The 12,591-nt window shown below is 72.5% G+C and carries 8 protein-coding genes and 1 riboswitch; of the genes, 3 read left to right on the forward strand and 5 right to left on the reverse strand.

From position 1 onward, the window contains the following. Positions 1-22 precede the first annotated feature (22 nt). The 3 genes from ACODT5_RS13455 to ACODT5_RS13465 all read right to left on the reverse strand — a co-directional run bounded on the left by ACODT5_RS13455 (position 23) and on the right by ACODT5_RS13465 (position 3,986). On the reverse strand, positions 23-817 hold the full coding sequence (locus ACODT5_RS13455; RefSeq protein WP_422519400.1) for a M23 family metallopeptidase: 795 nt from the start codon (positions 815-817) through the stop codon (positions 23-25). 12 nt (positions 818-829) lie between these two features. Further along, a riboswitch (cyclic di-AMP (ydaO/yuaA leader) is annotated at positions 830-989 on the reverse strand. Between the two features lie 250 nt (positions 990-1,239). Next, positions 1,240-2,607 carry a M16 family metallopeptidase gene (locus ACODT5_RS13460; RefSeq protein WP_422519648.1) on the reverse strand — a complete coding sequence of 456 codons (1,368 nt, stop codon included), beginning with the start codon at positions 2,605-2,607 and terminating at the stop codon, positions 1,240-1,242. 20 nt (positions 2,608-2,627) lie between these two features. Next, positions 2,628-3,986, reverse strand: a complete 1,359-nt coding sequence (locus ACODT5_RS13465; protein WP_422519401.1) for a M16 family metallopeptidase — start codon at positions 3,984-3,986, stop codon at positions 2,628-2,630. 253 nt (positions 3,987-4,239) lie between these two features. Between ACODT5_RS13465 and ACODT5_RS13470 the strand changes: the two genes are divergently transcribed. Together ACODT5_RS13470 and ACODT5_RS13475 are read left to right on the forward strand one after the other, a co-directional pair. Next, entirely contained in the window at positions 4,240-6,696 is a 2,457-nt protein-coding gene (locus tag ACODT5_RS13470; protein WP_422519402.1) for a DNA gyrase/topoisomerase IV subunit A, read from the forward strand. Between the two features lie 107 nt (positions 6,697-6,803). Further along, entirely contained in the window at positions 6,804-8,891 is a 2,088-nt protein-coding gene (locus tag ACODT5_RS13475) for a restriction endonuclease (RefSeq protein ID WP_422519403.1), read from the forward strand. Between the two features lie 66 nt (positions 8,892-8,957). Here ACODT5_RS13475 and ACODT5_RS13480 read toward each other — a convergent pair whose 3' ends face one another. Next, complete coding sequence (locus ACODT5_RS13480; RefSeq protein WP_422519404.1) at positions 8,958-10,070, reverse strand: CobW family GTP-binding protein; 1,113 nt, start codon at positions 10,068-10,070, stop codon at positions 8,958-8,960. 20 nt (positions 10,071-10,090) lie between these two features. Then, positions 10,091-11,251, reverse strand: a complete 1,161-nt coding sequence (locus ACODT5_RS13485) for a citrate synthase (protein WP_422519405.1) — start codon at positions 11,249-11,251, stop codon at positions 10,091-10,093. Between the two features lie 70 nt (positions 11,252-11,321). Here ACODT5_RS13485 and ACODT5_RS13490 point away from each other — a divergent pair, with 70 nt between their 5' ends. Further along, the gene (locus tag ACODT5_RS13490; RefSeq protein WP_422519406.1) at positions 11,322-12,590 is read left to right on the forward strand and encodes a citrate synthase; all 1,269 of its coding nucleotides are present in this window, start codon (positions 11,322-11,324) and stop codon (positions 12,588-12,590) included. Position 12,591: the final 1 nt, after the last annotated feature.

Genomic DNA, 12,591 nt, shown 5'->3' on the forward strand with positions numbered 1-12,591 from the left:
GTCGTGCGGTGGGGCGAGCGGGTCAGACGGTGACGCCGTGCGAGCGCAGGTACGTGACCGGGTTGATGTCCGAACCGTAGTCGGCGCCGGTGCGGGCCTCGAAGTGCAGGTGCGGGCCGCTGGAGTTGCCGGTGGAGCCCGACAGGCCGATCTTCTGGCCCGGGGTGACCTGCTGGCCGACGGAGACGCTCAGTGAGGACATGTGGCCGTACTGGGTGTACGTGCCGTCGGCGTGCTTGATGACGACGTTGTTGCCGTACGCGCCGCCGTAGCCCGCCTCGACCACGGTGCCGAGGCCCACGGCGTGCACCTCGGTGCCGGAGGCGGCGCGGAAGTCGATGCCGGTGTGGCTGCCGGAGGACCACATGCCGCCACCCGCGTGGTACTGGGTGCTGACGTAGGTGTTGTCGAGCGGCGACACGAAGGTGTTGAGGCGCTTGCGCTCCTCTTCACGAGCGGCGCGCTCGGCGGCCTCGCGCTCGGCCTTGGCCTGCGCTTCGGCCTTCGCCTTGGCCTCGGCGGCCCGCTGCCTGGCGTCGGCCTCGGCCTGCGCCTTGGCGGCGGCGGCCTCGGCGGCGCGCTGCTGGGACTGGGCCTGGGCCTCTACGTCATCGGCGAGCTCGTCGGCCACCACGATGGTGTTGAGGCTGCCGGTGTCCTCGATGGAGGGGGAATTGTCCGCGGCGAACGCGGGACCCGCCAGGGAGCCGACGACGCCGGTGGCGGCGAGCGTGGCTATGCCGGCGTAGCCGGCGGTCCTGCGGCTCATACGGCTCGAACCACGGTGCTTGCCGGTGGCACTGCTGCCAAACGCCATGAAGGGGCTGATCCTTTCCTTCCCTCTCGCCTACCGGGTTAGCTGACGGGTTCGGAGCAGGAAGGTCTCCTACGGGCCCCCTCTTGCGAGGCGGTCCGATTCACCCCAGGGACACAAGTGGGTCCCCGGCTCCCCAGGCTCGCGCCTGACGGGGACTCGGCGATCGCTGTCCGGTGCCGCGGATGCGGCGGTTACCACTGACGAACAGCACGGCTGACGCTAGGCGGATCATCAGTCAATCGCCAAACAGACACGCCCTTTTGTTGCGTACGCCACACCACATACAAGCAACCACACCAATAAACGCGACAGAAACGACAAAAGGGACTCAAGTGGACAAGCCACCGGAGTCCCTTGCCGGATTCCCTTGTGCGGCGGGCCAGTTGGCGACCCGCCGGCGGTCACCGGCAGTCAGCAGAAGGTCAGTTGGTGACCACGGTCACTTCGCCGATCCCGAGGGCCCGCACCGGCTCCTCGATCTGCGAGGCGTCGCCGACCAGGATCGCGACCAGGCGGTCCACCGGGAAGGCACTGACGACCGCCGAAGTGGCCTCCACCGTCCCGGTTTCGGCGAGCCGCGCGTACAACTGCGCCTGGTAGTCGTCCGGGAGCTCCTGCTCGACCTGGTCGGCGAGCGTGCCCGCGACGGAAGCCGCCGACTCGAACTTCAGCGGGGCCACGCCCACCAAGTTCTGCACGGCCACGTCCCGTTCGGCGTCGGTCAGGCCGCCCTCCGCGAGGGTGCGCAGCACCGTCCAGAGGTCCTCCAGGGCCGGGCCGGTGTTCGGGGTGTCCACCGAGCCGCTGATGGCGAGCATCGAGGCGCCCTTGCCGTCGGCGGTGGAGCGCAGCACCTGGCCGAAGGCGCGCACGCCGTACGTGTACCCCTTCTCCTCGCGCAGCACCTTGTCCAGCCGGGAGGTGAGGGTGCCGCCCAGGCAGTACGTGCCGAGCACCTGGGGCGCCCAGACCCGGTCGTGCCGGTCCGCGCCGATGCGGCCGATCAGCAACTGCGTCTGGACCGCGCCGGGCCGGTCCACGATGACCACGCGGCCCGTGTCGTCGGCGGTGATCGGCGGGACCGGGCGCGGGGCGGTGGTGTCACCGGTCCAGGCGCCCAGGGTGTCGGCCAGGACGGCGTCCAGGTCGATGCCGGTCAGATCGCCGACGACCACCGCGGTGGCGGTCGCGGGGCGCACGTGGGCCTCGTAGAAGGCGCGTACGGCCCCGGAGTCGATGCGGGCGACCGTCTCCTCGGTGCCCTGGCGCGGGCGGGACATCCGCAGGGAGGCCGGGAAGAGCTCCTTCGAGAGCTGCTTGGCGGCGCGGCGCTGCGGGTTGGCGCTCTCGTGCGGGATCTCGTCGAGCCGGTTGCGCACCAGGCGGTCCACCTCGGCGTCGGCGAAGGCCGGGGCGCGCAGCGCCTCGGCGACCAGGCCCAGCGCCTTGTGCAGGCGGGAGGCCGGGACCTCCAGGGAGACCCGCAGGCCGGGGTGGTCGGCGTGCGCGTCGAGGGTGGCGCCGCAGCGCTCCAGCTCGGCGGCGAACTCCTCGGCGGAGCGCTTGTCGGTGCCCTCGGACAGGGCGCGGACCATGATCGTGGCCACGCCGTCGAGGCCCTCGGGCTCCGCGTCGAGCGGGGCGGTGAGGTTGATCTCGACCGCGACCACCTGCTGGCCCGGGCGGTGGCAGCGCAGCAGGGTCAGGCCGTTGGCCAGTACCCCGCGCTCGGGGGCCGGGAAGGCCCACGGCTGCGGCTCGCCGGCCTGGGGGCGCGGGTGGAAGGTCATCGTGACGGCTGCGGTGTCGCTCACTGCTCCGCCCCCTCGTTCTCGTCGCTCGCGTCGGTCTCTTCGATGTCGTCCGCGGCGATCGGCTCGTAGACGAGCACCGCCCGGTTGTCGGGGCGCAGTCGGGCCGCTGCCGCGGCCTGCACCTCCTCGGCGGTGATGTCGAGGACGCGCTGGACCGCGGTCAGCGCGAGCTGCGGGTCGCCGAACAGCACCGCGAAGCGGCACAGTTCGTCGGCGCGGCCGGCCACGGTGCTCAGCCGGTCCAGCCACTCGCGCTCCAGCTGTGCCTGCGCGCGCTCCATCTCCTCGGCCGTCGGGCCCTCGGCGGCGAACCGCGCGAGCTCCTCGTCGACGGCCGCCTCGATGGCGGGCACCTCGACCCCGCTGGAGGTCTTCACGTCCAGCCAGCCCAGCGACGGCGCGCCGGCGAGGCGCAGCATGCCGAAACCGGCCGCGACGGCGCTCTGGTCGCGGCGCACCAGGCGGTTGTGGAGCCGGGAGGACTCGCCGCTGCCCAGGATGGTCAGCGCCACGTCGGCGGCGTCGCACTCGCGGGTGCCGTCGTGCGGGAGGCGGTAGGCCGCCATCAGCGCGCGGGCCGGAACCTCCTCGACGACCTCCTCGCGCAGCTGCTCCCCCATGATCTCGGGCAGCGAGCCGTCGCGCGGCGGCTGCTTGCCGTCGTGGCCGGGGATGGTGCCGAAGTACTTCTCGACCCAGGCGAGCGTCTTCTCGGGGTCGATGTCGCCGACGACCGAGAGCACCGCGTTGTTGGGCGCGTAGTACGTGCGGAAGAACGCGCGCGCGTCCTCCAGGGACGCGGCGTCCAGGTCGGCCATGGACCCGATCGGGGTGTGGTGGTACGGGTGGCCCTCCGGGTAGGCCAGCGCCGTCAGCTTCTCGAAGGCCGTGCCGTACGGGACGTTGTCGTACCGCTGGCGGCGCTCGTTCTTGACGACGTCGCGCTGGTTCTCCATGGACTCGTCGTCCAGGGCGGCCAGCAGCGAGCCCATCCGGTCCGCCTCCAGCCACAGCGCGAGCTCCAGCTGGTGGGTCGGCATCGTCTCGAAGTAGTTGGTCCGCTCGAAGCTGGTGGTGCCGTTGAGGGAGCCGCCGGCTCCCTGGACCAGTTCGAAGTGGCCGTTGCCGGAGACGCTCTTCGAGCCCTGGAACATCAGGTGCTCGAAGAGGTGAGCCAGGCCCGTACGTCCCTTGACTTCGTGGCGCGAGCCGACGTCGTACCAGAGGCAGACCGCGGCGACCGGGGTCAGGTGGTCCTCGGACAGCACCACGCGCAGGCCGTTGGCCAGCCGGTGCTCGGTCGCTGTGAGGCCGCCGGAGCCTGCGTGAGCTGTGGCCGTGTGACCCATGGGCATGTGGTCCCTTCGATCGCGATGCAGAGATTCCTGTCAGACCTGCCACTGTATGCAAGCGTGTCGGGACGCGGAGAAGTTCCCGGCCCAGTCCTGGGTCGGAGTCGGCGTTGTCGGTGCCTCGGGCCACAATGGTCCGCGTCACCCCTGTCCGAAACCGCCCGTCCCCCCGTCCCAGCCCCGCCCAGTCCAGTCCCCGCCCCCACCCCGTGAGAGCTCAGCTCATCCCGATTCTTGGTTAAGGAGCCGCGCAGCGATGGCCCGCCGCAGCACGAAGACCCCGCCGCCGGAGGATTTCGAGGAGAAGATCCTCGACATCGACGTCGTCGACGAAATGCAGGGCTCCTTCCTCGAGTACGCGTACTCGGTGATCTACTCCCGCGCCCTGCCCGACGCCCGCGACGGCATGAAGCCGGTGCACCGGCGCATCGTCTACCAGATGAACGAGATGGGCCTGCGCCCCGACCGCGGCTACGTGAAGTGCGCCCGTGTCGTCGGCGAGGTCATGGGCAAGCTGCACCCGCACGGCGACGCGTCGATCTACGACGCCCTCGTGCGCATGGCGCAGCCCTTCTCCATGCGGCTCCCGCTGGTCGACGGCCACGGCAACTTCGGCTCCCTCGGCAACGACGACCCGCCGGCCGCGATGCGGTACACCGAGTCGAAGATGGCCGACGCCGCCTCGCTGATGACGGACGGGATCGACGAGGACACCGTCGACTTCGCCGCGAACTACGACGGCCAGGAGCGGGAACCGGTCGTCCTGCCGGCCGCGTACCCGAACCTGCTGGTCAACGGCGCGTCCGGGATCGCGGTGGGCATGGCCACCAACATGGCCCCGCACAACCTCGGCGAGGTCATCGCGGCCGCCCGCCACCTGATCCGCTACCCGGAGGCGGACCTGGAAGCGCTGATGCGCTTCGTACCGGGTCCCGACCTGCCCACCGGTGGCCGGATCGTGGGCCTCTCGGGCATCAAGGACGCCTACGAGAACGGCCGCGGCACCTTCCGGATCCGTGCCACGGTGGCCCTGGAGGACGTGACCCCGCGCCGCAAGGGGCTGGTCGTCACCGAACTGCCCTTCACGGTCGGTCCCGAGAAGGTCATCGCGAAGATCAAGGACCTGGTCGGCTCCAAGAAGCTCCAGGGCATCGCGGACGTCAAGGACCTCACGGACCGCTCGCACGGCCTGCGCCTGGTCATCGAGATCAAGAACGGCTTCCACCCCGAGGCCGTGCTGGAGCAGCTGTACAAGCTGACGCCGATGGAGGAGACCTTCGGCATCAACAACGTCGCGCTGGTCGACGGGCAGCCGCTGACGCTGGGCCTCAAGGAGTTGCTGGAGGTCTACCTCGACCACCGCTTCGAGGTCGTGCGCCGGCGCAGCGAGTTCCGCCGCGGCAAGCGGCAGAGCCGCCTGCACCTGGTCGAGGGCCTGCTCGTGGCGCTGCTCGACATCGACGAGGTCATCCGGATCATCCGGGACAGCGACAACTCCGCGCAGGCCAAGGAGCGCCTGATGGAGCGCTTCTCGCTGAGCGAGATCCAGACCCAGTACATCCTGGACACCCCGCTGCGCCGGCTCACCCGCTTCGACCGGATCGAGCTGGAGTCCGAGCGCGACCGGCTGGCCGGGGAGATCGACGAGCTGACCGGGATCCTCGACTCCGACAGCGAGCTGCGCAAGCTCGTCTCGGCGGAACTGGCCGCGGTGTCGAAGAAGTTCGGCACGGAGCGGCGTACGGTGCTGCTGGAGTCGGCGGGGACGCCGGTCGCGGCGGTCCCGCTGGAGGTCGAGGACACCCCGTGCCGGGTGCTGCTGTCCTCCACCGGACTGCTCGCCCGCACACCGAACGCCGATCCGCTCCCCGAGGAGGAGGGCGGCGCCCGCGCCAAGCACGACCTGATCGTCTCGCAGGTCGCGGCGACCGCGCGGGCCGACATCGGCGTGGTCACCTCGTACGGGCGGCTCCTGCGGCTGTCGGTGATCGACCTGCCGCAGCTGCCCGACACCCACGCCGCGCCGAACCTGGCGGGCGGCGCCCCGGTCACGGAGTTCCTCTCCGCGCTGGAGGCCGACGAGAAGGTCATCTGCCTGACCTCGCTGGACGAGTCCGGGCAGGGGCTGGCCCTCGGCACCGAGCAGGGCGTGGTCAAGCGGGTCGTGCCGGACTATCCGGCCAACAAGGACGAGCTGGAGGTCATCACCCTCAAGGACGGTGACCGGATCATCGGAGCGGTCGAGCTGCGCACGGGCGAGGAGGACCTCGTCTTCATCACCGACGACGCCCAGCTGCTGCGCTACCCGGCGGGCCAGGTCCGCCCGCAGGGCCGCCCGGCGGGCGGTATGGCGGGCATCAAGCTCGCGGACGGCGCCAAGGTGATCCACTTCTCGGCGGTGGACCCGGCGCGCGAAGCCGTGGTGTTCACGGTGGCGGGCTCGCACGGGACCCTGGACGACTCGATGCAGTCCGGGAAGCTGACCCCGTTCGACCAGTACCCGCGCAAGGGCCGGGCCACCGGCGGCGTGCGCTGCCAGCGCTTCCTGAAGGGCGAGGACGTGCTGCTGCTGGCCTGGGCGGGCACGTCCCCGGTCCGCGCGGCGGCGGCGAACGGCACTCCGGCCCTGCTGCCGGCCGTGGACCCGCGCCGTGACGGTTCGGGTACGGCGCTGCCGGCCGTGGTCGCGGCGCTGGCGGGTTCCGCGCTGTAGGAGGTTCAAGGTCATTCGGGTGGTACGTCCCGGGGACGTACCACCCGAATGGCGACTAGTGTTTTCCCTCTTGGCACTGTCGGGTGGGGCGGGGAGACACAGAACTGATGAGTCGTCGGTCGGGCGGATTGATCAGTGACTGGGCCGAGGCCCAGCGCCGGACGCAGCAGACGCAGCTGATCCAGCAGCGCGAGGCCGAACGCCGGCAGCGGGCGTACGAACGGGACGTGGCCCGGGGGCAGCGCGAGCAGCAGGCCGCCTACAAACAGCACCGCGAGGCCGAGGCACGGCGGGCGACCGAGCGGCTCGACGCCCAGGTCGCGGCCCTGCAGGGGCTGTTGGCCGCAGGCTGCCGGGCCCCGGCGTTCCGGCTGGCCGCCCTGGCCAGGCCCGAGCGGCTCGAACCCTTCGATCCGGGGACCCTGGCGCACCCCGTGCCGCTGCCCCAGCTGCACCACTTCCAGCAGCAGAGCAGCGGCTGGACGCTGGGCTCGAACCGGCGGGCCCAGGCGGAGCGGGAGGCGCACGCCCGGTACACGCAGGCCTGGCACGCGGCGCAGGCCGCGGAGGCGCAGCGGCAGCAGCAGCTGGCGGCGTACCGGCAGCAGTACGACCGCTGGGCGGCGGAGCAGCTGGCCGGCATCCGCGGGCACAACGGCGGGCTCACCGAGTTGGCCGGGGCGCTGCGCGCGGGCGAGGCGGAGGCCGCGGTGGAGTACTTCTCGGCGGCCCTGTACGCCTCGGCCGGCTGGCCGGAGAACCTCCCGCGACAGGTGTCGGCGGCCTACGACCCGGCGCGGCGCCAGCTGGTGCTGGACTGGGAACTGCCCGGCTACGACGTGGTGCCGGAGGCCAAGTCGGTGCGGTACGTCCCGAGCACGGACCAGGACAAGGAGACGGCCCGCCCGGCCACGCAGCGGCGGGCGGTCTACCGGGACCTGCTGGCGCAGTGCGTGCTGCTGGTGGTGCACGACCTCTACGCGGCCGACGAGTTCGGCGTCCTGGAGTCCGTCGTCGTCAACGGTTTCGTGGACGCCCACGATCCGGTGACGGGGCGGGAAGCGCAGCTCGTCCTCGCCTCCGTGACCGCGGCGCGGTCGGCCTTCACCGGGCTGCGGCTGGAACTGGTGAGCGCGGTGGACTGCCTGGTGGAGGGGCTGGACGGGCAGTTGTCGGCGCGGCCGGACCAGCCGGCCGCGGTGCGTCCGGAGCGCCGGCCCGGTGAGGTCGGCGGCGTCGTCAGCCACGGAGGGCACGCGGGCCGCGACGAGGAGGAGCCGGACCTCTTCGCGATGGACCCGATCGCCTTCGAGAACCTGGTCGCGGAGCTGTTCCGGGCGATGGGCATGGAGGCGGTGACCACGCAGCGGTCGGGCGACGGCGGGGTGGACATCGAGGCGAACGACCCGTCCCCGATCACGGGCGGACGGATCGTGGTGCAGGTCAAGCGCTACCGCAACACCGTGTCGCCGACGGCGGTCCGGGATCTCTACGGCACGGTGCAGGACAAGGGGGCGAACAAGGGGGTACTGGTCACCACCGCGACCTTCGGACCCACTTCGTACACCTTCGCCAACGGCAAGCCGCTGGAGCTGGTTCCCGGGGCCGCGCTCGTGGATCTGCTGCACCAGCACGGGCTGCGCGGCCGTCTCGGCCCGGGGACGGCGGCCTCGGTCCCGGCCCAGCGGACGGCCCAGCCGGAGCCCGCCGCGGACCACAACGTGCTCGGCATGTCCTGGGCGGGGCCGGTCGCGCTGGACGTGTGCGCGCTGGTCTGCGAAGGCAGCCGGGTGCTCAGCGAGGACCACTTCGTGTTCTTCAACAACCCGAACACCCCGGACGGTTCGGTACGGACCCACGCGCACGCGGCGCCCGACAAGGCCGCGCTGCGGGTCTCCTTCGACGCCTTGCCGCAGCGTTCCGACCGGCTGGTCCTCGTCGCCGCGGTCGACCCCGAGGTCAATCCGCACGCCGATCTGGCCGGCTTCACCGATGCCCGGATCCGGTTGCTGGGGGCGGGCGGTGAGGAGCTCGGCCGCCTGGAGGTCTCCGACGGCCGCGCCGGCGAAACCGCCCTGGTCCTCGGCTCCTTCCGGCGCCGGCCGGGCGGCGACTGGGACTTCGTCCTCGGCGGCAAGGGCTACCCGGGCGGCCTGGCCCCCCTCCTCGGCGACTTCGGCATCGAGGTCGCCTGACGCGGACGGCCGAAGGCCGCGTCCACGTCTTCGGGGTCGTCGGTCTCGTTCCGCACCGGGCTGCGCCTAGAAGTCTTCGGGATCGGGATCGGCCGGCTCGGCCGGGTCCGGGTCGAAGGCCGGCTCCGGCTGCGCCGGGCGGTCCACGTAGCGCAGGACGCCCCACATGCTCTCCGGGGGCGCGTGCCACGGCTCCGGTTCGCGGCAGGCCTCCAGCTCGCGGAGCAGGGCGGGGCCGTCGGTGCCCGAGCCGATCAGGACGAGCTGCGTCAGGCGCGGTTCGCCCCGGCTCCAGGGGTGCGGGGCGAAGCGGAGGAAGCGGCCGACGGCCTGGACCTCGTAGCGCTCCTCGTGGCCGGGTACGCCGAAGTAGACCGAACCCTTGATCCGGTAGAGGCCGGCCGGGCGGCGGTCGAGGAACTCGATGAACCTGCGCGGGCCGAGGGCCTGCTCGGACACGAACTCCGTGCTCGCGTAGGCGGCGTGGACGTGCTGCGCGTGATCCATCTCGTGGTCGTGGTCGTGGTCGTGCGCCTGGGCCAGCAGGTCCTCGAAGGACAGCTGGCCGCGCGTCTCGGTCCACGGGCGGCGGTCGAAGAGCAGTTCCGGGTCGATCCGCCCGTGGTCCGCGCCGACGACCGGGATGCCCGGTGCGCAGAGCGCGCCGAGCGCGCCCTCGATCCGGGTGCGTTCGGCGGCGTCGATCCGGTCGGTCTTGTTGAGCACCACCAGGTCGGCGACGGCCAGGTGCCGGTCGGTCTCGGGGTGCTTGTCCCGGGTCGCGTCGAACTCCGCCGCGTCGACGATCTGCACCATGCCGCCGTAGCGGACCGCCGGATTCTCGTTGGCGACGAGCATCCGGACCATCTCCTGCGGCTCCGCCAGCCCGCTCGCCTCGATGACGATCACGTCGATGCGGTGGACGGGGTCGGCGAGCTTCTCCAGGTACGCGTCCAGCTCGCTGCCGTCGACCGCGCAGCACAGGCAGCCGCCGCCGAGGGAGACCATCGAGTCGCCGACCTGGCCGGCCACCGACATCGCGTCGACCTCGATGGAGCCGAAGTCGTTGACGACGACCCCGATCCGGGTGCCGCCCCGGTTGCCGAGGAGGTGGTTGAGGACGGTCGTCTTGCCGGATCCGAGGAAGCCGGCGAGGACGATGACGGGGATGCTGTTCACCCGGTCGATCGTAGCCAGCGTCAGCCGAGGGCGGGGACCGGCCGCGGCGGGGTCGGCCCGGTGTAGCGGGCGGCCGGTCGGATGATCTTCGAGTCGGCGGCCTGCTCCAGGACGTTCGCGCTCCAGCCGACCACGCGGGCGGCGCAGAAGGTCGGGGTGAACATCTCGCGCGGCAGCCCGCACAGCTCCATGACCACGCCCGCGTAGAACTCCACGTTGGTGTGCAGTTCCCGGCCCGGCTTGAGCTCGGCGAGGATCTCCTCGACGTGCCGCTCGACCTCCACGGCGAAGTCCACGAGCGGGCCGCCGAACTGCAGGGCGATCCCGCGCAGCATCCGTGAGCGCGGGTCCTCGGTGCGGTAGACGGGGTGGCCGAAGCCCATGATCCGGTCGCCCGCGAGGACCCGCTCGCGGATCCACGGGTCGATCCGGTCGGCCGTGCCGATGGCGTCCAGGGTGTCCAGGGCCCGGCTGGGGGCGCCGCCGTGCAGGGGGCCGGAGAGCGCGCCGATCGCCCCGGTGAGGCAGGCCGCGACGTCGGCGCCGGTGGAGGCGATCACGCGGGCGGTGAAGGTGGAGGCGTTGAAGCCGTGGTCGATCGTGGAGATCAGGTACCGCTCGACCGCGCGGGCCCTGACCGGCTCGGGTTCCCGTCCGGTCAGCATGTAGAGGTAGTTCGCCGCGTACGGGAGGTCGTCGCGCGGTTCCACCGGCTCCAGCCCCTGGCCGAGCCGGTACAGGGCGGTGAGCAGGGTCGGTACGGCGGCGCAGGCGGCCAGCGCGTCGGCGGCCCGGCGTTCGGGGGTCAGGTCGTAGACCGGGCGGAAGCCGGCGCAGGCGCCGAGCAGGGAGAGCGCCGTGCGCAGTCCGGCGAGCGGGCCGGACAGGGCGGTGGCGCGGGCCAGGGCGGGCAGGGCGTCCCGCACCTCGGCGGGGAGCCTGCGCAGCGGGGCGACCTCGGCCGCGAAGGCGGCCCGCTCGGCGGCGTCGGCCGGCAGGGCGCCGCGGAACATCAGGTGCCAGACGTCCTCGAAGGTGCGGCTCCCGGCGAGCTCGACGGCCGAGTACTGGCGGTAGTGGTAGAAGCCCTCACGGCCTCGGACGTCACCGAGCCGGGTCTCGGTGACCACGACTCCCGCGAGTCCGCGGGGGATTTCGGCAGGTGCTGTGGTGGTGTTCATGGATCGACCATCCACGATGGACTCAATCACTGTCAATATTGATCTGATCAATCTATGTAGGGTGTGCGTCATGAACGACGAGTCGGGTGGACGCGAGTCCGGTGAGCGAAGGATCGGCACCCAGGAGGCGGCCCGGCTGCTGGGGGTGAAGCCCGCGACCGTGTACGCGTACGTCAGCCGCGGCCAGCTCACGAGCCGCCGCGACCCGGTCGGACGCGGCAGCAGCTTCGACGCCCGCGAGGTGGAGGCCCTGGCCCGGCGCAGTCGGCGCGAGGCGGCGGGGCCCTCCGGTTCCGCCGCCTCCGCCGGGGAGCTCTCCGTACGCACCGCGCTCACCCTCATCGAGGCCGACCGCTACTACTTCCGCGGCGTGGACGCCGTGGAACTGGCCTCGCGGTACCGCTACGAGGAGGTCGCCGAGTGGCTCTGGACGGGGACCCTGGTGCGCGGGGCCCGGTTCACCGCTCCCCCGGAGTCCCTCGCAGCGGCCCGGCGGGCGGTCGCCGCGCTGCCCGAGCACAGCGGTCCGATCGACCGGCTGCGCGTGGCCGTCGCCGCCGCGGCGGTCGCGGACCCGCTGCGCTTCGACCTGTCCGGGCCGTCGGTACTGGGCTCCGCGCGCTCTCTGATCCCCACCCTGGTCGGCGCCCTGCCCGAGGTGGGCCCGGCGCAGTGGGGCGGGGACGGCCGCCTCTCCCGGCAGCTGTGGCCCCGGCTCTCCGCCCTGGACCCCGATCCGGACGCGCTGGCCGTGCTGGACCTGGCCCTGGCCCTGCTGACCGACCACGATCTGGCCGCCTCGACCCTGGCCGTACGGGTGGCCGCGTCGGCGCGCGCGCATCCGTACGCGGTGGTCTCGGCCGGACTCGGCGCGCTCGAAGGCCCCCTGCACGGTGCGGCCGGGCGGCTCGCGCACCAGATGCTGGTGGAGGTGCTGGAGCGGGGCGGCGCGGCCCCCGTGGTGGCGGAGTACCTGCGGGCCGGACGCCGGGTGCCCGGGCTCGGACACCGGCTGTACGAGGGCCAGGACCCGCGGGCGACGGCGCTGTTCGCACGCCTGGAGCCGCTGGCGCAGGCCGCTCCGGCGCTGGGCGCGGCGCGCGAGGTGGCCGGGGTGATGGCCCGGCACGGCGACGGCCTGTACCCCAACGTGGACCTGGCGCTGGCGGTGCTGACGGTGTCCTGCGGGATGGCCCCGGAGGCCGGGGAGACCGTCTTCGCGGTGGCCCGCACGGCCGGGTGGATCGCGCACGCGCTGGAGGAGTACGAGGAGCGCCCGCTGCGGATGCGACCGAGCGGGCAGTACCACGGCCCCCGCCCGCCACAGCCGTTGCCGTGAC

Origin of the sequence: Streptomyces tatrensis (assembly GCF_049310065.1) — a bacterium.
Taxonomy (GTDB): domain Bacteria; phylum Actinomycetota; class Actinomycetes; order Streptomycetales; family Streptomycetaceae; genus Streptomyces.

Coding starts and splice junctions, on each gene's coding strand:
- ACODT5_RS13455 (WP_422519400.1), bottom strand. CDS start 817: ATGGCGTTTGGCAGCAGTGCCACCGGCAAGCACCGTGGTTCGAGCCGT.
- ACODT5_RS13460 (WP_422519648.1), bottom strand. CDS start 2,607: ATGACCTTCCACCCGCGCCCCCAGGCCGGCGAGCCGCAGCCGTGGGCC.
- ACODT5_RS13465 (WP_422519401.1), bottom strand. CDS start 3,986: ATGCCCATGGGTCACACGGCCACAGCTCACGCAGGCTCCGGCGGCCTC.
- ACODT5_RS13470 (WP_422519402.1), top strand. CDS start 4,240: ATGGCCCGCCGCAGCACGAAGACCCCGCCGCCGGAGGATTTCGAGGAG.
- ACODT5_RS13475 (WP_422519403.1), top strand. CDS start 6,804: ATGAGTCGTCGGTCGGGCGGATTGATCAGTGACTGGGCCGAGGCCCAG.
- ACODT5_RS13485 (WP_422519405.1), bottom strand. CDS start 11,251: ATGAACACCACCACAGCACCTGCCGAAATCCCCCGCGGACTCGCGGGA.
- ACODT5_RS13490 (WP_422519406.1), top strand. CDS start 11,322: ATGAACGACGAGTCGGGTGGACGCGAGTCCGGTGAGCGAAGGATCGGC.